The organism is Tamlana crocina (assembly GCF_012037625.1).
Genome location: NZ_JAAVJS010000015.1, coordinates 19,981 through 46,670, shown reverse-complemented (window position 1 = coordinate 46,670; position 26,690 = coordinate 19,981). Strand labels below are relative to the sequence as shown.

At 39.4% G+C, this 26,690-nt stretch carries 17 protein-coding genes; 16 read left to right on the top strand and 1 reads right to left on the bottom strand.

Going from position 1 to position 26,690, the window contains the following annotated elements; all coding sequences use genetic code 11:
* Nucleotides 1-13 precede the first annotated feature (13 nt).
* The 13 genes from HC176_RS11390 (at nt 14) to queG (ending at nt 20,640) form a co-directional block, all read left to right on the top strand.
* Nucleotides 14-3,112, top strand: a complete 3,099-nt coding sequence (locus HC176_RS11390; RefSeq protein WP_167918403.1) for a TAT-variant-translocated molybdopterin oxidoreductase — start codon at nt 14-16, stop codon at nt 3,110-3,112.
* A 28-nt stretch (nt 3,113-3,140) separates the two neighbouring features.
* Nucleotides 3,141-4,877 carry an NrfD/PsrC family molybdoenzyme membrane anchor subunit gene (gene nrfD, locus HC176_RS11385; RefSeq protein ID WP_167918401.1) on the top strand — a complete coding sequence of 579 codons (1,737 nt, stop codon included), beginning with the start codon at nt 3,141-3,143 and terminating at the stop codon, nt 4,875-4,877.
* Nucleotides 4,878-4,886: 9 nt separating this feature from the next.
* Nucleotides 4,887-5,417: a DUF3341 domain-containing protein gene (locus HC176_RS11380; protein WP_167918399.1), complete on the top strand. Its 531-nt coding sequence runs from the start codon at nt 4,887-4,889 to the stop codon at nt 5,415-5,417.
* Nucleotides 5,418-5,424: 7 nt separating this feature from the next.
* Nucleotides 5,425-5,976 (top strand): c-type cytochrome, encoded by a 552-nt coding sequence (locus tag HC176_RS11375; RefSeq protein WP_167918397.1) that lies wholly within the window; start codon nt 5,425-5,427, stop codon nt 5,974-5,976.
* Between the two features lie 22 nt (nt 5,977-5,998).
* Nucleotides 5,999-7,351 (top strand): quinol:cytochrome C oxidoreductase, encoded by a 1,353-nt coding sequence (locus HC176_RS11370; protein ID WP_167918395.1) that lies wholly within the window; start codon nt 5,999-6,001, stop codon nt 7,349-7,351.
* A 30-nt stretch (nt 7,352-7,381) separates the two neighbouring features.
* Nucleotides 7,382-8,455, top strand: coding sequence for a cytochrome c oxidase subunit II (locus HC176_RS11365; RefSeq protein WP_167918393.1), 1,074 nt, complete (start codon nt 7,382-7,384; stop codon nt 8,453-8,455).
* Between the two features lie 29 nt (nt 8,456-8,484).
* Nucleotides 8,485-10,275 (top strand): cytochrome c oxidase subunit I, encoded by a 1,791-nt coding sequence (locus HC176_RS11360; protein ID WP_167918391.1) that lies wholly within the window; start codon nt 8,485-8,487, stop codon nt 10,273-10,275.
* Nucleotides 10,276-10,499: 224 nt separating this feature from the next.
* Nucleotides 10,500-15,188, top strand: coding sequence for a gliding motility-associated C-terminal domain-containing protein (locus HC176_RS11355; RefSeq protein WP_167918389.1), 4,689 nt, complete (start codon nt 10,500-10,502; stop codon nt 15,186-15,188).
* A gap of 28 nt (nt 15,189-15,216) precedes the next feature.
* Nucleotides 15,217-16,179 (top strand): PorP/SprF family type IX secretion system membrane protein, encoded by a 963-nt coding sequence (locus HC176_RS11350; protein ID WP_167918387.1) that lies wholly within the window; start codon nt 15,217-15,219, stop codon nt 16,177-16,179.
* 19 nt (nt 16,180-16,198) lie between these two features.
* Complete coding sequence (locus HC176_RS11345) at nt 16,199-18,085, top strand: OmpA family protein (protein WP_167918385.1); 1,887 nt, start codon at nt 16,199-16,201, stop codon at nt 18,083-18,085.
* A gap of 207 nt (nt 18,086-18,292) precedes the next feature.
* On the top strand, nt 18,293-19,315 hold the full coding sequence (ruvB, locus tag HC176_RS11340; RefSeq protein ID WP_167918383.1) for a Holliday junction branch migration DNA helicase RuvB: 1,023 nt from the start codon (nt 18,293-18,295) through the stop codon (nt 19,313-19,315).
* A 53-nt stretch (nt 19,316-19,368) separates the two neighbouring features.
* The gene (locus HC176_RS11335; RefSeq protein WP_167918382.1) at nt 19,369-19,680 is read left to right on the top strand and encodes a GIY-YIG nuclease family protein; all 312 of its coding nucleotides are present in this window, start codon (nt 19,369-19,371) and stop codon (nt 19,678-19,680) included.
* Nucleotides 19,681-19,716: 36 nt separating this feature from the next.
* The gene (queG, locus tag HC176_RS11330) at nt 19,717-20,640 is read left to right on the top strand and encodes a tRNA epoxyqueuosine(34) reductase QueG (protein WP_167918380.1); all 924 of its coding nucleotides are present in this window, start codon (nt 19,717-19,719) and stop codon (nt 20,638-20,640) included.
* Nucleotides 20,641-20,965: 325 nt separating this feature from the next.
* Here queG and HC176_RS11325 read toward each other — a convergent pair whose 3' ends face one another.
* Nucleotides 20,966-21,994 carry a LacI family DNA-binding transcriptional regulator gene (locus tag HC176_RS11325; RefSeq protein ID WP_167918378.1) on the bottom strand — a complete coding sequence of 343 codons (1,029 nt, stop codon included), beginning with the start codon at nt 21,992-21,994 and terminating at the stop codon, nt 20,966-20,968.
* Between the two features lie 233 nt (nt 21,995-22,227).
* On the opposite strand from HC176_RS11325, the gene HC176_RS11320 reads away from it, so the two are divergent.
* The 3 genes from HC176_RS11320 (at nt 22,228) to HC176_RS11310 (ending at nt 26,675) form a co-directional block, all read left to right on the top strand.
* Nucleotides 22,228-24,852, top strand: a complete 2,625-nt coding sequence (locus HC176_RS11320) for a TonB-dependent receptor (RefSeq protein ID WP_167918376.1) — start codon at nt 22,228-22,230, stop codon at nt 24,850-24,852.
* A gap of 90 nt (nt 24,853-24,942) precedes the next feature.
* Nucleotides 24,943-25,317: a glutaredoxin domain-containing protein gene (locus tag HC176_RS11315; RefSeq protein ID WP_167918374.1), complete on the top strand. Its 375-nt coding sequence runs from the start codon at nt 24,943-24,945 to the stop codon at nt 25,315-25,317.
* 5 nt (nt 25,318-25,322) lie between these two features.
* Entirely contained in the window at nt 25,323-26,675 is a 1,353-nt protein-coding gene (locus HC176_RS11310) for an MFS transporter (RefSeq protein ID WP_167918372.1), read from the top strand.
* Nucleotides 26,676-26,690: the final 15 nt, after the last annotated feature.

Genomic DNA, 26,690 nt, shown 5'->3' with positions numbered 1-26,690 from the left:
TCAATTATATCATATGTCATCAAACAAGAAATACTGGAAAAGTGTTGAAGAGCTAAACGAAAACAGCTCTATTGTTGAGACGCTAAAACAAAACGAGTTTGTTAACGAGATTCCTACTGATGAATTTTTAGGTGATAAAGATACGTTAGAGACTACATCAACTACTCGTCGCGATTTCTTAAAATATGTTGGGTTTAGTACAGCGGCTGCTTCTTTGGCAGCATGTGAAGGCCCGGTTAAAAAATCGATTCCTTACGTGGTTCAACCTACCGAGATTATTCCGGGTGTGGCCAACTACTATGCAACTACTATTGCAGACGGATTTGATTTTGCCAGCGTATTGGTTAAAACTCGCGAAGGCCGTCCAATAAAAATTGAAAACAATGCGATGGCTAAAACAAATGGCAGTGCTAATGCCAGAGTTAACGCATCTGTTTTAGGTTTGTATGACAGTTTAAGGGTTCAGGGTCCAAAAAAAGAAGGGAAAGCCATTTCTTGGAGTGATTTTGATGCTGAGACCAATCAGAAATTAACCGATTTAAAAGTTGCAGGTAAGGAGATTGTGTTGTTAACGCAAACTTTTGCTAGTCCGTCAACAAGTAAGTTGATTTCAGAATTCAAAGAAAAATATGGTAACGTTCGCCATGTAGTTTATGATGCTGTTTCAGAATCTGCTGCATTGGACGCTTACCAAGCAAAATATGGAGAACGCGGATTGGCGAATTACGATTTTGAAAAAGCGATGACTATTGTTTCTGTTGGAGCTGATTTCTTAGGCGATTGGCAAGGCGGAGGCTTTGATTCTGGCTATGCCAAAAACCGAGTGCCTGACCACGGAAAAATGTCGCGTCACGTACAGTTTGAAGCTAATATGTCGTTAACTGGTGCTAATGCCGATAAGCGTGTGCCATTAACGCCATCACAACAAAAAATAGCTTTAGCTAAATTGCATAGCTATGTTGTTGGTGGTTCGGTTTCTGGAAATTTACCGGAAAAAGCAGAAGAAGCTGTTAAGAATGCGGCTTCCCAATTGAAAAAAGCGGGAAGCAAAGCGGTTGTAGTTACAGGAATTCAAGATGTAAACGCACAAACCGTTGTTTTTGAAATCAACGAAGCTTTAGGAAGTAAAGCATTCGATCCAAAAACACCAATAAAAACAAAACAGGGTAGCGATAAGTCAGTAGCCCAATTGGTTGCTGATATGAAAGCTGGAAAAGTTGGGGCAATCATCGCAAGTGGTGTTAATCCTGCTTATTCTTTACCAAATGCAGCTGATTTTGTTGAAGGATTAAAGAAAACAGAATTATCGATTGTGTTTTCAATGAAGGAAGATGAAACCTCTTCTGAAGCACAATATATAGCAGCAGCTCCTCACTATTTAGAATCTTGGGGTGATGTTGAAATCAAAAAAGGACATTTTGCGTTAACGCAGCCAACTATCCGTCCGTTATTTGATACAAGACAATTCCAAGAGGCATTATTGAAATGGACGGGTAACGATGCTTCTTATCACGATTATATTAAAGAGGCATGGGGTACTTCTATTTTAGGCGGTAGCTCATTTAACAAAGCACTTCACGATGGTGTTTATGTAGGTTCTATTGCTACGGCTGTTGAAGAAACAGCAGAAGCTTCAGAGGAAGAAACTTCAAGTACACCGTTTAGCAATGCTGCTAGAGCATTGGCGGCTTCGGCTAAGTCTGAAGGGCTTGAATTGACTTTATACACCAAGACAGGAATGGGTGATGGCCAACAAGCCAATAACCCTTGGTTGCAAGAGTTCCCAGACCCAATTACAAGAACATCTTGGGATAACTATTTAACCGTTTCAAAAGCAGATGCTGAGGCATTAGGCTTAATGAATAAGCACGTTGCCAATGGAGCTTTAAACGGAAGTTATGCTAAAGTGACTGTTAACGGTGTGTCTGTTACCGCTCCGGTAATTATTCAGCCAGGACAGGCTAAAGGGTCTGTTGGTCTTTCATTCGGTTACGGAAGAACCTTAGGTTTGAAGGAAGAAATGCAAACGGGTGTTAATGCTTATCCGTTATACCAAAACTTCAACAACGTACAGAGCGTTTCTATTGAGGCGACATCTGGTGAGCACGAATTTGCTTGCGTACAGTTGCACAATACCTTAATGGGACGTGGTGATATCGTTAAGGAAACCACTTTAGAGATATTCAATACTAAAGATAAAAAATACTGGAATGCAGTACCTGTGGTGTCATTAAACCACGAAGAAACTCCAGTAACTTCACCAGAAGTAGATTTATGGGATGAGTTTGATCGTTCTGTAGGTCACCACTTCAACCTTTCTATCGACTTAAATGCGTGTACAGGATGTGGGGCTTGCGTTATTGCTTGTCATGCTGAAAACAACGTACCAGTAGTTGGTAAGTCTGAAGTACGTCGTAGCCGTGATATGCACTGGTTACGTATCGATAGATATTATTCATCTGAAACCTCATTTGAAGGCGATAACGAGAAAAAAGATAACATTTCTGGTTTAGGAAGTTCGTTAAGCGAATTTGGCGAAATGGAAAATGCTTCCGAGAATCCTCAAGTAGCATTCCAACCGGTAATGTGTCAGCACTGTAACCACGCACCTTGTGAAACGGTTTGTCCAGTAGCGGCAACATCACATGGTCGTCAAGGTCAAAACCACATGGCTTATAACCGTTGTGTGGGTACAAGATACTGTGCCAACAACTGTCCTTACAAAGTACGTCGTTTCAACTGGTTCCTTTACAATGGAAATGATGAGTTCGATTACCACATGAACGATGATTTAGGTCGTATGGTATTGAATCCAGATGTTGTGGTACGTTCTCGTGGTGTGATGGAAAAATGTTCTATGTGTATCCAAATGACACAGAAAACCATCCTTGATGCAAAACGTGACGGACGTGAGATTAAAGATGGTGAGTTCCAAACAGCGTGTTCTGCGGCATGTAGTAGTGGTGCCATGGTATTTGGAGACATCAACGACAAAGAAAGTAAAGTTGCAAAACTTAAGGAAGATAACCGTATGTACCACTTGTTGGAGCACGTAGGAACGAAGCCAAACGTGCAGTACCACACGAAAGTGAGAAATACAACTGAAGCATAAATCTAATTAAAGAATCAATTATATAATTATGGCGTCTCATTACGAAGCACCTATTAGAAGACCTTTAGTTACCGGCGAAAAATCATACCACGATGTAACTGTGGATGTAGCAAAGCCAGTAGAAGGAAAAGCAAACAAACAATGGTGGATAGTTTTTGGAATTTCACTAGCCGCTTTCCTTTGGGGTATTGGGTGTATTTTATATACAATATCTACGGGTATTGGTACTTGGGGTTTAAATAAAACCGTAGGTTGGGCTTGGGATATTACCAACTTCGTTTGGTGGGTAGGTATTGGTCACGCAGGAACACTTATTTCTGCGGTACTTTTATTGTTCCGTCAAAAATGGAGAATGGCAATTAACCGTTCTGCAGAGGCGATGACCATCTTTTCGGTTGTGCAAGCAGGTTTGTTCCCAATTATCCACATGGGTCGTCCATGGTTAGGTTATTGGGTACTCCCTATTCCAAACCAATTCGGTTCGTTGTGGGTAAACTTTAACTCACCATTACTTTGGGACGTATTTGCGATTTCTACATATCTGTCTGTATCACTAGTATTTTGGTGGACTGGATTATTACCAGATTTCGCGATGTTAAGAGACAGAGCTATAAAGCCATTCCAAAAGAAAATTTATTCCATATTAAGTTTCGGATGGTCTGGTAGAGCAAAAGATTGGCAGCGTTTTGAAGAAGTATCATTGGTACTTGCCGGTTTGGCGACACCACTTGTACTTTCGGTACACACCATTGTATCGTTTGACTTTGCTACTTCGGTGATTCCAGGATGGCATACCACCATTTTCCCACCATACTTCGTTGCTGGTGCGGTATTCTCAGGATTTGCCATGGTAAACACGCTTCTTATTATCATGAGAAAAGTGTGTAACCTTGAAGACTATATCACCGTACAGCACATCGAATTGATGAACATTGTAATTATGATTACAGGTTCTATTGTAGGTGTGGCTTATATTACTGAGTTGTTTATTGCTTGGTATTCTGGTGTAGAGTACGAACAATACGCCTTCTTGAATAGAGCAACCGGACCTTACTGGTGGGCATACTGGGCGATGATGACCTGTAATGTATTCTCTCCACAGTTTATGTGGTTCAAGAAATTAAGAACCAGTATTATGTTTTCATTCTTTATCTCGATTGTGGTAAACATAGGAATGTGGTTCGAGCGTTTCGTAATTATCGTAACTTCATTGCATAGAGATTATTTACCATCGTCGTGGACTATGTTCTCGCCAACCTTTGTTGATATTGGAATTTTCATCGGAACGATTGGATTCTTCTTTGTATTGTTCCTATTATACTCAAGAACATTCCCGGTAATTGCACAAGCAGAGGTAAAGACAATTTTGAAATCATCAGGAGAAAAGTACAAAAACTTAAGAGAAGCTGGACAGAGCTTAGTAGGTACAGGTGCCGATTCAAGAACATCATCTGTGGCAACTGCCGAACCTGCAAAGCAAACGGTTGAAGTTTCAGAAGAAGAAAAATCAGAAAAGGTGAGCAGTTTATTAGGAAGCATCGGTACATTTGATGCTGCTACGCAAACCGCTGATGATTTGAAACAGATTAGTGGCGTTGGACCTAAAATGGAAGAAGTGCTCAACAGCATTGGTATTTATACCTTCCTTCAGGTTAGTAAAATGACCAAAAAAGAATACGATTTGTTAGACTCTATCACTGGTTCTTTCCCTGGAAGAGCAGAACGTGATGATTGGGCAGGACAAGCTAAAAATTTAATAAACTAATTATAGTCAATGGAAGCTTCAAAAGTTATTCACGCTATTTATACCGATGATGATGTATTAATGCACGCCGTAAAAAAGGTGAAGGCAGCCAAACATCACATTGAAGAAATATATACTCCGTTTCCGGTTCACGGGCTAGACAAAGCCATGGGCTTAGCACCAACGCGTATCGCCATAACTGCATTTATGTATGGTTTGGTTGGTCTTACCGTTGCGATAACCATGATGAACTTTATCATGATTGAAGACTGGCCTCAAAACATTGGTGGTAAACCAAGTTTTAGCTATTTGGAAAACATGCCAGCCTTTGTGCCAATCATGTTCGAGCTTACGGTATTTTTCGCAGCCCACTTAATGGTAATTACGTTTTACTTAAGAAGTAGAATGTGGCCATTTAAAAAAGCTGAAAACCCAGATTCTAGAACTACAGACGACCATTTTTTAATGGAAATACCTGTGCACGGTAATGAAGAAGAGCTTGCCAGCTTACTTAAAGATACCGGTGCAGTTGAAGTTAATTTAGTTGATAAAGCCCATTAATATATCTATGAAAAGCTTAATTAAAATAGTAGCAATAGCAGTCGTTTTTGTGGCTGTATCATGTAATAAAAGCACCGCACCAAACTATCAGTTCATGCCTAACATGTATGAGTCTGCGGGTTACGAAACTTACGGTGAAGCGGCATTTAGAGATGGCGTAGAAGCGCAGTTGCCGGCCGAAGGTTCAGTGCCAAGAGGTCACATTCCTTTTGATATCGACAATACAACTGAAGGGTTTGAATTGGCAAAGGCTTCATTAACCAATCCGCTTGATTCTACTGCTATAGATTTAGAGAGAGGTAAAGAGCTTTACAATATTTATTGCGGTATTTGCCACGGAACAAAAGGTGACGGACAAGGAAACCTTGTGAAGCGTGAAAAGATATTGGGTATTCCAAGTTACGATGATGCTGGTAGGGCCATCACAGCCGGAAGTATTTACCATACTATTTATTACGGAAAAAATGCGATGGGTTCTTATGCTAACCAACTTAACGAAGAAGAGCGTTGGCAAGTAGTATCGTATGTGTTGAAGTTAAAGGCCGATTTAGAAAAATAAGACTGATAAGATTATTATAGATATGTACACATTTTCAAATAAATTAAAGACATTTTCTATCATTCTAATGGTGTTGGGGCTATTAGGAGTTGGATATGGTTTTATGACATCGCATAAATCTTTTGAAGAGGTTGAAACGCTTCTTGCTGAAGAAGCACACCATGGCGGTGGGCACGGTGAGGAAGCAGCTCATGCTGCACCATCCCACGATGCCCATGCTGCAGATGCTCATGGCGAAGAAGCACACGCTGAAGTTGACGAGCATGCTAAGCATATTGAGCACGTTCAGCACCAAATAGCAAATCGTCCTTGGGCAGCATTATATGTTGCGGCATTTTTCTTTATGATGATTGCTTTGGGTGTATTGGCTTTCTATGCTATTCAAATTGCATCACAAGCCGGATGGTCACCAGTGCTTTTTAGAGTTATGGAAGGTATTACAGCATATCTATTACCGGGAGCTGTTATAGTATTGTTGATTGCTTTGGCTTCTGGTACTATTGGCCACTACAACTTATTTATTTGGATGGATCCTGATGTAGTAGCCCACGATAAATTGATTCAAGGTAAATCGAGCTGGTTGAACATTACTGGTTTTGCTATCCGTGGAATTATCTTTATTGCTGGTTGGGTATTATATCGCCATTTTTCACGTAAGTTTTCTATCGCTCAAGATACTGCTGAAGATAAAAGCAACTTCAAAAAGTCATTCCGTATTTCTGCGGCATTCTTAGTATTCTTTATTTATACAGAATCGATGATGTCTTGGGATTGGATAATGAGTGTAGATCCACACTGGTTTTCAACCTTATTCGGTTGGTACGTATTCGCTAGTATGTTTGTAAGTGGTATTACGGTTATTGCTTTAATCGCTATTTACTTAAAATCTAGAGGTTATTTGGATTTTGTAAACGAAAATCATATTCACGATGTGGCTAAATTTATGTTTGCCATGAGTATTTTCTGGACTTACCTTTGGTTCTCACAATTCATGTTGATTTGGTACTCTAACATTCCAGAAGAGGTAACTTACTTTATTAGCCGTTTTAACGATTACAAATTACCATTCTTAGGTATGGTAGTATTGAATTTTGTATTCCCAATTTTAATGTTGATGAATGCCGATTACAAACGAATTCCTTGGTTTGTGGTTATGACTGGTTTGGTTATCCTTTTTGGTCACTATATTGATATTTTCAATATGATTATGCCAGCCACGGTAGGAGACAGATGGTTTATTGGTGTACCAGAAATTGGTTCTATATTATTGTTTGCTGGGCTGTTTATTTTCGTAGTATTTACAGCTTTAACCAAAGCACCGCTGTTAGTAAAAGGTTATCCTTTTAGAAAAGAAAGTGAAGATTTTCATTATTAATTAAGAAATAAATAAAGACGAACGATACCAATGACTGCTTTATTAACAATTATAGTTTTAGTATTTATTTTAATTGCCATTTGGCAGATGGTAAAGATTTTCGATTTAGCACAAGCTAGAAACGAGAATATTACCTCTGGTGTGGCCACAGATCAGGACAATAAAATAAATGGTTATTTAATGATGGGCTTTTTAGCTTTTATTTACATCATAACCATAGTATGTTTTGTTAAATGGGGAGATTTACCATTATTATCAAATTCGGCTTCAGAGCACGGACCAACTATTGATAATTTGATGATTATTTCATTGGTAATTATTTTCTTGGTTCAAACTATAACCCAATTTTTACTGCACTATTTTGCATTTAAATACAAAGGTGAAAAAGGAAAAAAGGCTTTATTCTTTGCCGATAACAATAAATTGGAAGCTATCTGGACCATTATTCCAGTAATTGTTTTAGCAGGTTTAATTATCTATGGACTGAGCACTTGGGTAAACATTATGGGGGTTGACGAAAGCGACGATCCATTAGTGGTAGAATTGTATGCACAACAGTTTAACTGGAAAGCAAGATACGCTGGTGCTGATAATACTTTAGGTAAGGCTAACGTAAGGTTGATTGATATAGATCGTGCTAATATTTTAGGATTGGACGAAGCTGACCCTAACGCACAGGATGATGTCATTACTACCGAATTGCACTTACCAGTGGGTAAGCCGGTGTTATTCAAGATGCGTTCACAGGATGTATTGCACTCTGCTTACATGCCACACTTTAGAGCTCAAATGAACTGTGTTCCTGGTATGATTACACAATTTGGTTTCACACCAACAGTAACCACAGAGGAAATGCGTCAAACACCTCAAATGATTGAAAAAGTCCAAAACATTAATAATATTAGAGTTGAAAACAGTAAGGAATTGGTAGCTAACGGTGAAGATGCCTTAGAGCGTTACGAATTCGATTACCTTTTGTTGTGTAATAAAATTTGCGGAAAATCGCACTATAATATGCAAATGAAGATTATAGTGGAAACGCAGGAAGAATTTGATGCTTGGATGAAAGAGCAAAAGGAATTTAAAAACTCTCTAGTAAACTAATTTAAAAAAAAAGAAAACGATATAAGATTATGTCAGCACACGCAGATAACCACGCTCACGACGACCACGGACATCATCATAAAGAGACGTTTGTAACTAAATATATATTTAGTCAGGATCACAAAATGATTGCCAAGCAGTACCTTATTACTGGTACTATTATGGGTGTTATTGGTGTTTTAATGTCTATGATGTTCCGTATGCAAATTGCATGGCCGGAAGAGCCAAACGTATTGTTTGAAGCTTTATTGGGCAAATGGGCACCCGATGGTGTTATGGATGCCGATATTTATTTGGCTTTGGTTACCATCCACGGAACCATTATGGTATTCTTCGTATTAACCGCTGGTTTAAGTGGTACCTTTAGTAACCTTTTAATTCCGTTGCAAATTGGTGCACGCGATATGGCATCTGGTTTCTTAAACATGGTGTCTTATTGGTTATTCTTCTTATCGAGTGTAATCATGGTTATCTCTTTATTTGTTGAAGCCGGGCCTGCTGCTGCTGGCTGGACTATTTATCCCCCATTAAGTGCGCTGCCAATGGCTCAAGGTGGTTCTGGTATGGGTATGACCTTATGGTTGGTATCTATGGCTATCTTCATTGCTTCATCATTATTGGGGTCATTAAACTACATTGTAACGGTGCTTAACTTGCGTACAAAAGGGATGTCTATGACAAGACTTCCGCTAACTATTTGGGCGTTTTTCATTACAGCCATCATTGGTGTAATTTCATTCCCAGTATTATTATCGGCTGCGTTATTGTTGATTATGGATAGAAGTTTTGGAACGTCGTTCTTCTTATCAGATATTTTTATTCAAGGTGAAGTATTGCATTACCAAGGTGGTTCTCCTGTATTGTTTGAGCACTTATTCTGGTTCTTAGGTCACCCTGAGGTATATATTGTAATCTTACCAGCGATGGGATTAGTGTCTGAGATTATGGCATCAAATTCACGTAAACCTATCTTTGGTTATCGTGCGATGATTGCATCTATTTTGGCAATCGCATTCCTTTCAACTATTGTTTGGGGGCACCACATGTTTATTTCTGGTATGAACCCATTCCTTGGTTCTGTGTTTACATTTACAACGTTATTAATTGCGATTCCATCGGCTGTAAAAGCATTTAACTGGATTACAACACTTTGGAAAGGTAATTTGCAGATGAACCCGGCCATGTTATTCTCTATTGGTTTTGTGTCAACTTTCATTACTGGTGGTTTAACAGGTATCATCTTAGGAGATTCAGCATTAGATATTAACGTACACGATACATATTTCGTAGTGGCTCACTTCCACTTGGTAATGGGTATTTCGGCATTATATGGTATGTTTGCAGGTATTTACCACTGGTATCCTAAAATGTTCGGACGTATGTTGAATAAGAACTTAGGATATATCCACTTCTGGTTAACAGCTATCTGTGCTTATGGAGTATTCTTCCCTATGCATTTTATTGGAATGGCTGGTTTACCACGTCGTTATTACACCAACAGTAACTTCCCGCTATTCGATGATTTAGCTAATGTAAATGTTGTTATAACAGTATTTGCCTTAGTAGGAGGTGTGGTTCAAATAGTATATTTGTACAACTTCTTTGCTAGTATTTTCTACGGAAAGAAGGCCACTAAAAACCCATGGCAGTCTACTACATTAGAGTGGACAACACCGGTAGAGCACATACACGGAAACTGGCCAGGTGCAATTCCACACGTACACCGTTGGGCTTACGATTACAGTAAACCAGGACACGATGTAGACTTTGTTCCTCAAAATATACCTTTAAAAGAAGGAGAAGAGGAGCTGCAGCACTAAGAAAAGTTAAAATTTAAATAATGAAACCCGCCTATTTAGGTGGGTTTTGTCGTTTAAAAGCTTTTTTTTTCGTCAAAATGACAAAATAATTTAAAAACATCGACGAAATACAAAAAAATCAGTTAAATTGCGTTAAATTTCATTTGTAATTTGATTCTCCCAATTCGTTGGTAGTATTTAGTACAAGTTGAAAGCCATTTAATCAAGATTCTAAAGTTTCAATTATGAAAACAAAACTACTGTTTAGAAATGCATTTAGTCATGCGTTTTTCTTTTTACTGTTGTTTGGCATGTCGCAAGCCCTGTTTGCACAATGCCCTACAATTACAGATTCTAACCCACCACCAATATGTGATGCATCGGGGTATACCTTTGCAGATTTAAGTGCAGATTATGCCGTAGATGGCGGTGATGGTATTGTTTGGTATAACGCAGACACAGGTGGAACAGCCTTTAATGAAAACGAAAATGTTTCCCAAGGGATATATTATATTGATAATAATTCAGAGAGTTGTCCTCAACCACGGGCTTCAATTACCATAACTTTTCAAGTAGGAATTTCAGGGCAAAATTTAGACCGAATTTATTGTAGTAACGATAATGCCACAATTCAAACCTATATTGATGATGTGTTGCAGTCTAGCATACCATCTGGAGGCTCGGTTGAAGTTTATAATGACTTTGCTTTAACCGATCAAGCCAATCCTTCGGATGCTATACCAGAAGGAGGGTCTGGTTATTTTATAGTGTTTGTTGATAATAGTGGTTGTAAAAGCCAATTAGAATTCGGAAACGTGGGGGTTTTTAGTGCACCGGCCGATCCAACACCGGCATCACCCCAATCATTTTGTTCAGATACTAACCCAACTATAGGAGATTTAGACCCAGGAACAACGGCAACTAATTACAGTTGGTATAACAATATTGATGGTTCTGGAGATCCCATTCCACCAGCTTTGTCGTTATCTACAGCTTTGGTTGATGGTAGCACTTATTATGTGCAAATAAACGATGTGTTTTGTGATAGTAACGCGGTACCCCTAACCGTTGAAGTGGATGATCCAGTGAACACCGGAAACTCCGCAACATTAGAGTACTGTAATGATAACTTGCCAGCACCCTTTAATTTGTTTGATGAATTAACTGGTGCCCCTGATACAACCGGAACTTGGGCAGGGCCAGTGGCCACAACAAACGGCCATTTAGGAACTGTGGATATTTCTTCGTTAAATGTGGCAGGCACCTATACGTTTACCTATTCGGTTTTGAGTAATAACGCTTGCCCAGACGAAGCTTCAACGGTTTCAATTACCATCTATCAAACATGGTCTTCGGGTACAGCTTCGGCTTCCAATCCAGCTTCATTTTGCGAGTCTGGCTTACCAACAGATTTCGATTTGTTCACATTAATTGAGAATGAAGACCCCAACGGACAATGGACACAGGGTACTTCGAGCTCGGGGCCAGTGGTTGCTTCCACAATTGATTTATCAGGTTATACCCCGCAAACCTATAATTTTACATACACCCAAAACTTAGCACCAAGTCCCTGTCCAGAAGAGTCGACCACAGTGCAAGTTATTGTCTTAGCCGATCCTAATGCAGGAACGGCCAACAACCAAGAATTTTGTGAAAATGACTTGGCAGCAAACTCCCCATTTGATTTGTTCGATGCGCTTAACGCACCATATGACGGAGGTGGAACTTGGACGGATTCAGGCAACAACACGGTGTCGAACCCAATAGATATTACATCATTTACTGCTACCGGAAGCCCATATCAATTTACTTATACGGTTGATAATGGAACGTGTACAGATGATGAAACTATTTCAATTACAGTATTACCTGCCCCAGAATCTGGTACGGCAAATGCGCCAGCCGAGTTTTGTGAAGGTGCTGCACCAGCAAGTTTTGACTTATACAGTTTAATTTCTGGCGAAAGTGGAACTGGTACATGGACCGATAATACCACATCAACAACAGTAGCAGATCCAACGAATGTAGATTTATCGGCTTATACTGCAAATACATATAGTTTTACTTTCGATATAGACCCAATAGACAGTTGCGACGATGCAAACGTAACGGTATCCGTTATTATTAACCCATTACCAAACACCGGAACACCGTCAAACGTTTCATTTTGTGAAAATGATTTAGCAGCCAATTCACCGTTGGACTTGTTTGCTCAACTTTCAGGAGAAGATGCTGGAGGTATTTGGAGTGACGATAATACTTCGGGAGCACTTTCAGGAAGTGATGTGGATTTAACCAAATTGGGCATCGGAAGCTATAATTTTACATATAGCATAACCGATACCAATGGCTGCTCAAATAGTAGCACGGTAACGGTTACCGTAAACGATGCTCCGGAATCCGGTACAGCAAATGCACCGGAAGAATTTTGCGAGGGAACTGCACCATCAAGTTTTGACTTATACAGCTTAATTTCTGGAGAAAGTGGAACGGGTACATGGACCGATAATACCACATCAACAACAGTAGTAGACCCAACCAATGTAGATTTATCGGGTTATACTGCAAATACATACAGTTTTACATTTGATATTGACCCAATAGGAAGTTGTGACGATGCTAACGTTACGGTATCCGTTATTATTAACCCATTACCAAACACCGGAACACCGTCAAACGTTTCATTTTGTGAAAATGAGTTAACAGCGAATTCACCTTTAGATTTGTTTGCTCAACTTTCAGGCGAAGATGCCGGAGGTGTTTGGAGTGACGATAACACTTCGGGAGCCCTTTCGGGAAGCGATGTTGATTTAACTGTTTTGGGTATTGGAAGCTATAATTTCACATATAGTATTACTGATGCGAATGGATGTTCGGACAGTAGCACGGTAACAATTACCGTAAACGATGCTCCAGAATCGGGAATAGCGAATGCTCCGGCAGAATTCTGCCTTTCGGAAATTACAACTGGGCAAACTTATAATCTGTTCGATTTACTTACCGATGAAGACCAATCAGGTACGTGGAGTGATGACGATGCCTCGGGCGCTTTAAACGGAAATGAAGTGGCTTTAGATAATCTTACTCAAGGCAATTACAATTTTACTTTTAATGTGGATGCTATTGGTAGTTGCGACGATGCAGACGTAACCGTAACCATTATTATAAATGATACTTTTGCTCCAACGGCCAATTCTCCACAAGAGTTTTGTGATAGTGCTACCGTGGCCGATTTAGCAGCTACTGGAGATAACATCCAATGGTACGATGCGGTCACTGGTGGTAATCTGTTAATAAGTACTGACGCCTTAGTAAACGGGGCTACTTATTATGCTTCGCAAACCGATCCCGCAAAAAATTGTGAATCGGCAACCCGAACAGCGGTAAACGTAAATATTTACACGTCTCCAAATGCCGGAAACCCCAATGGTACAGCGCTTATTGTTTGTAGCACAGATAATAATATCGATTTATTTGCTGGTTTAGATGGTTCGCAAGATGCTGGAGGTACTTGGAGTAATGACGATAACGTGGGCTCGTTGCTCGGTAATATTTTTAATGCTACGGGATTATTCGCAGGAACCTATAGTTTTACTTATACCGTATCAGGCACATCTACTTGTGCTGACGATAGCACGGTGATATCGGTAACAGTGGAAGAGCCTTTTAACGCGGGTGCAGATGGCAGCCCATTAGAGCTTTGTAGCAACAATGGTACCGTAAACTTATTCGATTATTTAAACGGAAACCCAGATACGGGAGGAACATGGTCGCCTGCCTTAACTAGTGGTACGGGTGTTTTTGATCCCTTAGTAGATGCTCCGGGTACTTATACCTATGCATACACCAACGCTTGCGGAACGGCATCAAGTAGTATTGATGTTTCAGTTACCTTGGCACCAAATGCCGGAGCAGATGCATCCGTTGCGCTTTGTGTAATTGATGGTCCAACCGATTTATTCACCTTATTAGGTTCTGGTGCTCAAAGCGGCGGAACCTGGTCGCCAACCTTAGCTAGTGGTACGGGCGTTTTCGACCCTGCTGTCGATGCCCCGGGAGATTATACTTATACCGTAACGGCAGAATCACCTTGTTCGCCAGATGCCGAGGCTATAGTATCGGTAACGGTTAATGATAGCCCAGCTATAATTGTTAACGATGCCAATCCGTCTTACTGTTTGGTTGATAACCCCACAGTAGCAGATTTGTCAATTGCTATTCGTCCAAGCGGAACAGTAAATTGGTACGAAGATGCAAGCTTAACTTTACCTTTAACAGGTACAGAAGGCTTGACTAATGGAGAGGATTATTATGCTACCCAAACCACAACTTCGGGGTGTGAATCGTCAGTGGCCGTGCAAGTTGTGGCTACGGTAAACGACGCCCCAACGCCAACCTTGGCAGATGCTTCCGAAGACTATTGTATCAATGATAATCCAACCATTTTAGATTTAAGCAATAATATTTTGGATTACGATTCAAATATAGATAATGTGGTATGGTACGATGCCGCAACAGGTGGTTCAACCCTTTCAGAAAGTGAAATGCTAACCAATACAACTTACTATGCCGCATTGATAGATGCTTCAACAGGTTGTGAAAGCAGTACGCGTTTGGCCGTAACGCCAGATGTTACCGCCTGCGAAAAAGTAGATTTACCAGATGGATTCTCTCCAAATGGCGATGGTGTAAACGATACTTACGATGTTGACAACTTAGCATTGCTTTATCCGAATTTCGAAATTGAAATTTTCAACCGAAACGGTAATGTGGTTTACAAAGGAAATGCCAATTCTCCAAGATTTGATGGAACATCCAACCAATCGAGAGTGGTTTCAAAAGGCAAACTCCCGGTCGGCGTGTATTTCTACATCATTAAATTTAATGATGGCGAAAATCAACCAGAACAAGGACGCTTATACTTAAGCAGATAATTGATAAATAAAGCAAAATTTAGAAACGATGAACAATTTAAATATATATCATAAAATAGCTGCTTTGTTAGGTCTGGCGTTCTTGTCGATACAAAGTCACGCACAGCAAGACCCCCAATTTACGCAGTACATGTACAACATGAGCGTTATTAACCCCGCTTATGCCACCGCCGAAGAAGGTATTTTAAACCTCGGCGGACTTTACAGAACCCAATGGGTAGGCGTGGAAGGTGCTCCAAAAACGGGAACATTTTTCGCCCATACACCCATAAACGATAAAATTGAAATGGGTGTTTCGTTCACCAACGATAATATTGGTGATGTGGTAAACGAAAATAATATTTATGCCGATTTCGCATACGTGCTTCCAGTGGGGATAGAAACCAAAATATCTTTCGGATTAAAGGCTGGAGTTACCATGTTCGATACCAATTTTAACGATTTTGAACTACAATCTGGGAGTGCATCAAATGGCCTTGACGTAGCCTTTAATGAAAACGTTAACCGTGTATTCCCTAATGTGGGTATTGGTGCTTTCTTTTTCACAGAAAACTATTATTTGGGGCTTTCGGCACCCAATATGTTGTCCACAAAACATTTGGAAGAAGAAAATGGTATAAAAGCAACGGGAGTTGAAAATGTACATTACTTTTTTACTGGTGGTTATGTGTTCGATTTAAATCAAAATCTAAAGCTGAAGCCAGCTTTTATGGCAAGAGCGGTGAAAGGGGCGCCTATGGCTCTTGATGTGACGGCAAATGTGCTGATAAATGAAAGATTGGAAGCCGGTTTGGGCTACCGTCTAGGCGATGCGATGAGTGCCCTGGTAAATTTTAGGTTAACACCAGATTTGAGAATAGGCTATGCTTACGATTACACCATGAGCAGCTTAAACGAATACAGCTCGGGATCGCACGAAATTTTTGTACTGTTTGATGTGGACTTATTCGGATTTAAAGGTGGCTACGACCGTTCACCAAGGTTCTTCTAATTTTTAACAACAAGTAAAGATGAAAAAAAATACATATATACTGGCAGGCCTTTTATTAGTTGGTGGAATGGCATGGGCACAAAAAAGCAATTTAAAACGCGTAAATAAGCTTTTTGAAATGCGAGCCTATAAAGATGCTGCCGAAATTTACGAAACCAAACAGCGCAATCAAGAAGTGCTTCAAAATTTGGCCGATAGTTATTACTACAATGCCAGTCTTCAAAAAGCAGTTAAAACCTATAGAGAGCTGTTTGTGGAATATGGCGATTCTATCGACATCGATTACCATTTTCGTTTTGGGCAGGCTTTAAAAGGCGTTAAAAACTACAAGGAAGCCGATAAGCATTTAAGCTTATATTACAACAGGCCTGTAAATACAATGGCTTTTGTCGAGTCGGTTGAAAAAAATACACCCCACGTCTTCAATTTAAAACAAATTGAAAATAAAAACTCCAGTGGTGATTTCGGATTATCGTTTTTTGGAGATGATAAGGTGGCTTTTGCTTCCGCCAGAAATTCCGATAACCCAGCATACTCATGGAATAATTTACCGTATTTGGATTTATACCATGCTACATTAAGCGGTGCCAATACTTTGGAAGATATTCAAGCATTTCCGGATGCGATTAATACCGATTCGCACGAAAGTAATGCGGTGATTACCAAAGATGGGAAAACCATGTATTTCAACCGAACAAACGAAACCCGTAAGAGAACGGATGAAGAGCGTATTGCCCACATCAAAATCTATAAAGCAGAAATGGTTGATGGCGAATGGACCAACGTAACGGCTCTACCATTTACATCGAACAGCTACAGTACCGAGCACCCAGCATTGAGCAAAGACGAAAAAACGCTGTATTTTGCCAGCGATATGCCGGGAACTTACGGAAGTTTCGATATTTATAAAGTAGCTATTAACGACGATGGTACTTATGGCGACCCTGTAAATTTGGGAGATAAAGTAAATACCAAACACCGCGAGCAATTTCCATTTATAAGCGAATACAATGTGCTGTATTTTTCATCCATTGGTCATGAAGGTTATGGCGGATTGGATGTGTTTAGAAGCAATATGGTAAACGGCGAGTTCGATAAACCCGTGAACTTGGGTGGTTCGGTAAACAGTAATTTGGACGATTTTGCCTATGTGGTTCGCGAGAAAGACAACATGGGTTATGTGTCTTCAAACCGCACGGGTTACGACCGGATTTTTGGTTTCGCAAGGGAGGAAAACCCATTGACTAAATATCAAGTGGAAGGTGTTGTGCAAGACAAAAACAGCCAAGAATTGTTGACAGGTTCTTTGGTCACCTTGTTCGATGAGTCTGATACTGTAATTCAAGACACCATTGTGGGTGACGATGCTTACTATATTTTCAAAATAGAACCGAACAAAAAATATAAGGTTCGCGGAACACGCAAAGCGTATATTCCGCAGGATGTAGAGTTTTCAACCGATAGCAAAGGAAAAATTCAGCATAATATTTATTTAAGTTTAGAATCGTATGCCGATGCTGAAGAACGCGTAAAAGAAAACGAAAAAGGCGATGTACAAGTGCAATTGGAAAAAATATTCTTTAATTTCGATAAATCGGAAATCCGTGAAGATGCCGCAAAAACCCTGAACGTTTTGGTCGACTTAATGAAAAAATACCCAAGTATGGAAGTGGAGGTTTCGGCACACACCGATGCCCGTGGCCCAGACGAGTATAATTTGAACTTGTCCAAACGACGCGCCGCATCTACTTTAGAGTATTTAGTAAGTCAAGGTATAGAGCGTAACCGCTTAAAAAGCATTGGCTACGGTGAAATGCAGCCGCTTAATAAATGTGTAAAAGAAGGCATTTGTGATGATGAGGAATACGATATTAACAGACGCTGCGAGTTTACTATTTTAAATTAACAAAAATTTCCGCCTAAGCGGAAATCTTGTAAAAGAGATTCATAACCAACCCTAATTTTAACCAAATTATTAGTCAAAGCCTTTCCCCGCAGGAAAGGCTTTTTGTTTATATTTGCTTGAGTACTTAATTTTGTTATTCCCGTGAAGACGGAAATCTATTTTTATTTGAAATGAAATGTCACCCTGAGCGCAGTCGAAGGGCTTTGTATGAACGAAAACCTAGATCCAACAAGCCATAATTTTTCTCCAGAAGAGTTCGATGTAGAAAAAAAATTAAGACCCCTATCTTTTGATGATTTTACGGGTCAGGATCAAGTATTGGAAAATCTTCAAATTTTTGTTCAGGCCGCCAATTTGCGCACCGAAGCTTTAGATCATACTTTGTTTCATGGTCCTCCTGGGCTGGGAAAAACCACTTTAGCCCATATTTTAGCCAATGAGTTGGACGTGGGAATAAAAATAACTTCAGGTCCTGTTTTAGACAAGCCGGGCGATTTAGCCGGTCTGCTAACCAATCTCGAAGAGCGCGACGTGCTGTTTATTGATGAAATCCACCGATTGAGCCCCATTGTAGAAGAGTATCTGTACTCGGCTATGGAAGACTATAAAATCGATATTATGATTGAAACGGGGCCCAATGCCAGGACGGTTCAGATTAATTTGAATCCGTTTACATTGGTCGGCGCGACGACACGTTCGGGATTATTAACTTCGCCTATGCGCGCCCGTTTTGGAATTCAGAGTAGGTTGCAATATTACAAAACCGACTTATTAACGACGATTATTCAACGTAGTGCCAGCATTTTAAATGTACCCATTTCAATGGAGGCGGCTGTTGAAATTGCCGGTAGAAGTCGAGGTACACCCCGTATTGCCAATGCCTTATTACGCCGTGTGCGCGATTTCGCCCAAATAAAAGGCAACGGAAAAATAGACATTAAAATCGCCAAATTCGCTTTGGAAGCTTTAAACGTTGATGCGCATGGATTGGATGAAATGGATAATAAAATCCTATCGACTATCATCGAAAAATTCAAAGGAGGCCCTGTCGGGATTACCACCATTGCTACGGCAGTAAGCGAAAGCCCTGAAACCATTGAAGAAGTTTACGAGCCTTTTTTAATTCAGCAAGGATTCATCATGCGAACGCCCCGTGGCCGAGAAGTGACCGAGCAAGCTTACAAGCACCTTGGTAAAATTAAAGGGCCAACGCAAGGTGGTTTATTTTAAATCCTAGTGTCAGGCTGAGCGCAGTCGAAGCCCATATAAATGCAGTTAACAAAATGTATTCCTATTTTGTATATATTATTAAATGCTCAGATGATTCCTTTTACACAGGAATTACCAACGATTTAGAAAAAAGGTTTACAGAACATCAGTTGGGTTTCCAAAAAGATTCATATACTTTTAAGAGAAGACCTCTTTTTTTAGAATTTCATCAAGAGTTCAATGACGTTTTACAAGCTATTAATTTTGAAAAGAAAATTAAAGGTTGGACAAGAGCCAAAAAGCAAGCTCTGATTGAAGGTGATTTTGATATGCTTCAAATACTTTCAGAATGTAGAAATGCAACACATCATAAATATAAAAATTAGATGATTTAAGCGCTTCGACTGCGCTCAGCGTGACATATGGAGTATAAAGAAAAATATGCGAAATTAATTAAAGATAAAGCCAAACGCCTCGGTTTTTTGTCTTGTGGAATTTCGAAGGCTGAGTTTTTAGAAGAAGAAGCCCCGCGTTTGGAAAAATGGTTAAACAAGAACATGAACGGCAAAATGCAATACATGGAAAACCATTTCGACAAGCGGTTGGATCCTACAAAATTGGTTGAAGGTTCAAAAAGTGTGGTGTCGTTGTTGCTGAATTATTTTCCTTCGGAAACCCAAAACCCTGAAAGTTACAAGCTCTCCAAGTATGCTTACGGAACCGATTATCATTTTGTCATTAAGGACAAATTGAAATCGCTTTTACAATTCATTCAAAATGAAATAGGCGAGGTGGAAGGGCGAGCCTTCGTCGATTCCGCACCGGTGCTTGATAAAGCTTGGGCTGCAAAAAGTGGTTTGGGCTGGATAGGGAAGCATAGCAATTTGCTCACCCAGCAAGTGGGGTCTTTTTACTTTATAGCCGAATTGATTATCGATTTAGAATTGGAATACGATGCACCAACTACCGACCATTGTGGTACGTGCACTGCTTGTATTGACGCATGCCCCACACAAGCCATTGTTGAACCTTATGTAGTAGATGGCAGCAAATGCATATCGTACTTAACCATTGAGTTAAAGGAAAACATTCCAAAGGAATTTAACGGGAAAATGGACGACTGGATGTTTGGTTGCGATGTGTGCCAAGACGTTTGTCCGTGGAATCGGTTTTCAAAACCACATAATGAACCATTGTTCAATCCGCATCCCGAATTACTTTCTATGAGCAAGAAAGACTGGGAAGAGATTACCGAAGATACCTTTAGAAAAGTGTTTAAAAAATCGGCCGTAAAGCGTACCAAATACGCCGGTTTAACTCGAAATATTAAGTTTTTAAAGCATTAAATGATTAGTTTTTACCTATAAGGCGTTTCAAAAACACGTTTCGATTTTAGGACATACATTTTCAATCTTATTTTAAAAACCCAATATTTATACGATAGTGATTTAAACGTTTTTCTGATGTTTTTAAATAATTGCATAACTCTCATTTTTAATCTAATATAGCAAAAAGTTTACAATTAATTTACATTTAGTTAACATTTAGTTTACATTAGGTTTTTTTTTGGGTGTTTTTATAACTTAAAAGAAAGCCTGTTTATCGTTTTAACCAATAGGGGGAGCGAAGGCTTAAAAATCAAGACCTAAAGGGATAGGGCGATTATTTTTTTTATTTGGTGGAATCCCTTTTTACCAAAGCCGTGTCTAGTGTGATAACTTCAGGTTCTACGGTTTTATTTTTTTTAGCTGCTTTAATTTCTTTGAATAATTGTTTAAATGCAGCTTTGCCCATTTGGTATCCCGGTTGGTCTATGGTGGTAAGTGAAGGAGAAATAACCGAAGCCATAAACCAATTGCTAAACCCAACAATACTAATGTCATCAGGTATTTTTATGCCTTGTTTGTTAAATTCAGTCATCGCACCAATAGCTACCAAATCGGTGTTGATAAAAATTCCATCAACATCGTTGTGGTCGTTCAATAGCTTTTTCGCATTGTTTTGCCCCTCTTCAAAACTCATGTCGCCACATTCGCACAAATAGACCAAAGCGGGGTCAAAAACCATATTGTTGTCTTCTAAAGCTTTCTTATAACCCAAAAATCTATCAATGGAATTTTGTGGCAGCAGTGAACCCCTAAAATGAGCAATTCGTTTGCAGCCTGTATCAATTAAATGTTGGGTAGCCATGTAAGCAGCCTTTCGGTCATCAATAATCACTTTAGAGCATTTTACAACCTTGGCTATTTTATCGAACATTACCAAAGGTTTTTCCTGAGCAATGATATCGTTTAAATGACTAAAATTAGAGGTTCCATTTGCCAATGATATTATTATGCCGTCTACCCGTTGACTCATCAGCAAATCCAATTGTTTTTTTTCTAATTCATAAGATTCATTAGATTGAAGTATAATCACGAGGTATCCCTTTTTTTCGGCCTGAGCTATTATGCCTTTAATAACATTCGAGAAGAAGTGGTGTACAATTACAGGAATAATCAAACCAATGGTTTTAGATTCTTTTGTTCTTAAGTTAACTGCAAATGTATTGGGTTTATAGTTGAGTTCTTTTGCTGTTTTCCTTACAAGCTTCTTTGTTTTCTTACTAATGTCTGGATAGTCTTTGAGGGCTTTCGAGACAGCAGTTACAGAAATACCCAATTTTTCAGCAATTTGTTTTAGGGTTACAGCTTCTTTCATTTAGTTGAGTTTTACGATAGCTTGTTTTTCAGTTGTTTGTTTTTTCGCAGCGCTGAAAATGGTATTCCAGTTATAAATTATGGTAAATATAAAAGTTAATTTCTATAATTACTAAAACGATTTAGTTTAAACTAAATCGTTATAGTTTAGTGGATTGATAAAAAAATCATGTTTGAAATATATATTTGACAAAATAAACTGATTAAATTTTTAAATAACTAAAAAAGACAAAAATGAACACATTAAAGAACAAAGGGATGTTGTTGATTGTTATGCTTCTATCGGCTGGCAGCGTAATGGCGCAATCAATATCAGGAAACGTAAAAGACGAAGCTGGGGTGCCGTTGCCCGGTGTTAACGTTATTTTAGAAGGAACCTCCAAGGGGTCAGTAACAGATTTTGATGGAAACTATTCCATTGATAATGTTGAAAATGGAACTTACACTTTAGTAGCTTCCTTTTTAGGTTATGCCAAGTTTACACAAAGTGTATCCGTAAGCGGAGCAGATGTTTCAGTTAATGTTACCATGAAGGAAGATACTCAATCTTTAGACCAAGTGGTGGTAACCGGTGTGGTAAATCCGAAATCGAAAATCGAGTCGAGTGTATCGGTTTCTACCATGGATGTTAAACTCATAGAACAGGCTTCTCCGCGTAGTTCAGGTGAGCTTTTTAGAAATATCCCAGGTATTCGTGCAGAATCATCAGGTGGTGAAGGTAATGCCAACTTTAACGTGCGTGGTGTGCCTATTTCTTCGGGTGGTTCAAGGTATTTCCAAATTCAGGAAGATGGTTTGCCTTTAAATTTATTTGGTGATACGTCTTTTGGTAATGCCGATAACTTTTTAAGAATTGATTCTAATATTGGTAGAGTGGAAGCCATTAGAGGTGGTTCAGCCTCTACACAAACTTCAAATGGGCCAGCAGGTATAATCAACATGATTAGCAAAACAGGTTCAACTGAAGGTGGTTCTGTAGGTACAACATTCGGGTTGGGTTATCAAACTAGCCGATTGGATTTTGAATATGGTGCACCTTTAGAAAATGGGTTTTCATATCATATGGGTGGGTTCATCAGAACTGGCGAAGGGCCTCGCGAAATTGGTTATCAAGGTAATAAAGGTGGGCAGTTTAAAGCCAACCTTACCAAAAGATTCGATAACGGCTATGTGCGTGTTTACACAAAATTATTGAATGACAGATCGGTAATGTACTTGCCTATGCCTATGTTGTTAAAAGGTAGTAACGACGACCCTACTTACGATAACTTGCCTGGTTTCGATATCACTTCAGATGCTGTACATTCAGCTTATTTACAACAAAGTGCCGGAACCTCGCCTTTTAGCGGAGAAAACCATGTAAACGATGTTAGAAATGGAAACAATCCTATCTCTAAATCTTTGGGTGCAGAATTCTCTTTTAGCTTACCTAAAGATTGGAAAGTAACTGGTAAAGCAAGATATTCAAGCAATAGCGGTGAGTGGGTGTCTCCATTTACTGCGGCCGTTGGAACGGTTTCAGAAATTGAATCTACCGCAAGAGATGCTGTAAATGCAACAGGTTCTTTAGTGTATTCAGATGGAGATAGAGAGGCTTTTAATCCTTCGAATGGTTTAGCGCAGATTATTCACATGTTCGATGTAACGGTTGATGATTTAAGCAATTTCTTTGGCGACGTTAAAGTATCTAAGAAAATAAGTGATAATGTTGGGTTTACTGCTGGTTTATTCACAGCAACCCAAAACACCAAAATTGGATGGCAATGGAGTTCGTTCATTTCTGAAGTACAAGGTGGCGGACAAGCAAGATTAGCAGATTTCGACGGCTTCTCAAGAAACGGACAGTATTCTTACGGAACTCCGGTTTGGGGCAACTGCTGCCAACGTAAATACAACACGGTACATAATGTAAATTCACCATATGTTGGTGTGGATGCCGATATTACTGAAAAATTAAACTTTGATGGTAGTATCCGTTTTGAAAACGTTCGTGTTAACGGAAACATTCAAGCTGGGCCAACAAGTCAAGGCAACTACGATTACGACGGAAACGGTACTATAGAAGGTATTGAAGAAAGCGTTCCAGTAATTATTGGAAATGCTGGTCAAATTGTTGACGACAAATACAACTTTGTATCGTATTCAGCTGGTCTTAACTATAAGTTGAACGAAGGTTCGGCGGTGTTCGCACGCTATAGTTCGGGTGCTTCGGGTAGAGCTGCCGATAGAAATAACTACGGCACCGATGGAAAGGCCGATGTGCAGTACGATGAAGTATCTCAATTGGAAGTTGGTTTTAAGAAAAGATTGAACAACGGGGTGCTTAACCTTACTGGATTTATGAGTAATACTGACGAAGGTTTAAGTAATGAGTTGAATCGTTCTGTAGGTAACCCATTTAAAGCACTTGGTTTAGAGGCCGAAACAGCATTGGCTTTTGGAGAAAATCTAACATTCAACGGGTCTTTCACTTGGACCAAAGCTGAAATTGACGGTGGTGACAACAAAGGAAACACGCCAAGAAGACAGGCCGATTTGGTTTACAACTTATCACCGTCTTATAACTTCGGTGAAGGTAAGCAGCACGGTGTGGCATTGAGTGTTTTGGGTACAACAAAATCTTATGCTCAGGATAATAACGATCTAGTAATGCCAGGATACGCCTACTTTAACCTAATAGGTAGAGCTGGGTTAACCAAAGGATTGTCATTAGTATTGAGTGTTAACAACCTATTCGATACCATTGGTATTACAGAGGTTGAGGGTAATGGTGATGGTGCTTTTGGTAATGACCGTTTGGTAAGAGCAAGGTCAATAAGTGGTCGCTCATCAACTGTTTCATTACAATATAAATTCTAAAAACAATAAGTTTAGTTTGATTTGTTTGTTAATTTAGGAACTGGTGGTGTGTTGGTAAGTTCCACCAGTTTCTTTTTAAATCCAGTTTAAATGATGAAGTCAATAATTGTTTCAATAGTGTTTTTTACTCTAAATGTTAATTTAAGCTTTGCACAAGAGCAAAGCTCAGGTGCCAAAAATCAGTCAGTAAAAAAAGAGTTGAAAAAACTAATTGTTTACGGTAGCGATACCTGCCATTATTGTCTGGATACCAAAGCCTACCTTAAAAAAAACAATATAAAATTTGTTTACTTTGATGTAGATGTGGATTTAAACAAACAAAACGAAATGGTATTAAAATTGCAAAAGGCGGGCATTCCACTTGACGCCATATCGTTGCCGATTGTAGATCTAGGACAGCAATTAATTATGAATAATGTTGCTGATTTTGAGGGCTTTTTAAAACAACTGAACACTAAACACTAAAAACTATGAAAATAGCAAAACCAAAATTGTCCTTCTGGCAAATCTTTAATATGAATGTTGGGTTTTTGGGCATTCAGTATAGTTTTGGTTTGCAACAAACAGCCGTTAATCCCATTTTTTCATTTCTCGGTGCAGAGCACGACCAACTGCCTTTGCTTAATTTGGCAGGCCCGGTTACTGGGTTGATTGTTCAGCCCATTATTGGAGCCATTTCAGATAAAACCTGGTCTCCAAAATGGGGAAGACGGAAACCTTTCTTTTTAATAGGGGCTTTAATTGGTAGTTTGTGTTTGTTTGCTTTTCCATTCAGTCCGGCGTTATGGTTTGCTGTTGGATTATTGTGGATTCTCGATGTGGGAAACAACATGGCCATGGAGCCTTATCGCGCTTTTGTGGGTGATAAACTGCCAAATGAACAACTTAGTTTCGGCTATCAAATGCAGAGTTTATTTGTGGGAGCTGGAATTGTTTTGGCCAATGCTTCAATATTCATTTTTCAAGATTGGTTTGGCGGTGTTGAAGAAGTTACCGAAAATGTGAAATCCATTCCAAAGTGGCTGTATTATTCCTTCTTTATAGGTGCTGTGTTATCCATTTCAACCATTCTTTGGTCAGTATTAAAAACACCGGAAATTCCGCCCTCGGATGACGAACTGAAAGAGATTGAAAAACACAAATCTTTACCAATTTCCGAAAGAATTAAAACGCCTTTTATGGAAATTGTAAGTGCCATAAAAGATATGCCCAAATTCATGTGGAAACTCTCAGCAGTTTATTTGTTTCAGTGGTACGCCTTGTTTGTATATTGGCAATTTATAGCCCCTATGTTTAAGGAAAGTATGGGGTTCGATAGCTCGCAAGCGTTGGCACAAGCGGCAAAGATGAACACGACTTACAATATTTCTACCATTGTTTTTGCCCTGGCATTGGTGCCGTTGGCATTAAAATTTGGCGGAAAAAAAGTGTATGTTTTTAGTTTGTTTATAACCGGACTGGCCATGTTATGCATCCCATATATAAATGACCCTTTATTGGTGGTTTTACCCATGATACTCTTCGGAATTGGTTGGGCGGCGATGATGGGCATTCCGTATTCCATGGTATCTAAAATTGTGCCACAAGAGCGTCGTGGCGTTTACATGGGTATTTTAAACATGATGATTGTGATTCCTATGGGTATTCAAACATTAACTTTTGGTCCAATAGTTAAAAACTTGTTGGGTAATAGTGCGGTTAACGCCATCCTGTTTGGAGGAGTGTTTTTTGTGATTGCAGGAGTTTTGGCGCTAAGGCTTAAGCAACCCGAAATGAATGAAAATGAAACGATTAAGGATGTTTTTAACGTTAGCGGACATTAATTACAAAGATTAAAA

Excerpts from the sequence above, each read along its gene's own strand:
- HC176_RS11360 (WP_167918391.1), top strand. The coding sequence starts at position 8,485 with ATGTCAGCACACGCAGATAACCACGCTCACGACGACCACGGACATCAT.
- ruvB (WP_167918383.1), top strand. The coding sequence starts at position 18,293 with ATGAACGAAAACCTAGATCCAACAAGCCATAATTTTTCTCCAGAAGAG.
- HC176_RS11375 (WP_167918397.1), top strand. The coding sequence starts at position 5,425 with ATGAAAAGCTTAATTAAAATAGTAGCAATAGCAGTCGTTTTTGTGGCT.
- queG (WP_167918380.1), top strand. The coding sequence starts at position 19,717 with ATGGAGTATAAAGAAAAATATGCGAAATTAATTAAAGATAAAGCCAAA.
- HC176_RS11365 (WP_167918393.1), top strand. The coding sequence starts at position 7,382 with ATGACTGCTTTATTAACAATTATAGTTTTAGTATTTATTTTAATTGCC.
- HC176_RS11325 (WP_167918378.1), bottom strand. The coding sequence starts at position 21,994 with ATGAAAGAAGCTGTAACCCTAAAACAAATTGCTGAAAAATTGGGTATT.
- HC176_RS11370 (WP_167918395.1), top strand. The coding sequence starts at position 5,999 with ATGTACACATTTTCAAATAAATTAAAGACATTTTCTATCATTCTAATG.
- HC176_RS11310 (WP_167918372.1), top strand. The coding sequence starts at position 25,323 with ATGAAAATAGCAAAACCAAAATTGTCCTTCTGGCAAATCTTTAATATG.
- HC176_RS11345 (WP_167918385.1), top strand. The coding sequence starts at position 16,199 with ATGAAAAAAAATACATATATACTGGCAGGCCTTTTATTAGTTGGTGGA.
- HC176_RS11355 (WP_167918389.1), top strand. The coding sequence starts at position 10,500 with ATGAAAACAAAACTACTGTTTAGAAATGCATTTAGTCATGCGTTTTTC.
- HC176_RS11380 (WP_167918399.1), top strand. The coding sequence starts at position 4,887 with ATGGAAGCTTCAAAAGTTATTCACGCTATTTATACCGATGATGATGTA.
- HC176_RS11315 (WP_167918374.1), top strand. The coding sequence starts at position 24,943 with ATGATGAAGTCAATAATTGTTTCAATAGTGTTTTTTACTCTAAATGTT.
- HC176_RS11350 (WP_167918387.1), top strand. The coding sequence starts at position 15,217 with ATGAACAATTTAAATATATATCATAAAATAGCTGCTTTGTTAGGTCTG.
- HC176_RS11335 (WP_167918382.1), top strand. The coding sequence starts at position 19,369 with ATGTATTCCTATTTTGTATATATTATTAAATGCTCAGATGATTCCTTT.
- nrfD (WP_167918401.1), top strand. The coding sequence starts at position 3,141 with ATGGCGTCTCATTACGAAGCACCTATTAGAAGACCTTTAGTTACCGGC.
- HC176_RS11320 (WP_167918376.1), top strand. The coding sequence starts at position 22,228 with ATGAACACATTAAAGAACAAAGGGATGTTGTTGATTGTTATGCTTCTA.
- HC176_RS11390 (WP_167918403.1), top strand. The coding sequence starts at position 14 with ATGTCATCAAACAAGAAATACTGGAAAAGTGTTGAAGAGCTAAACGAA.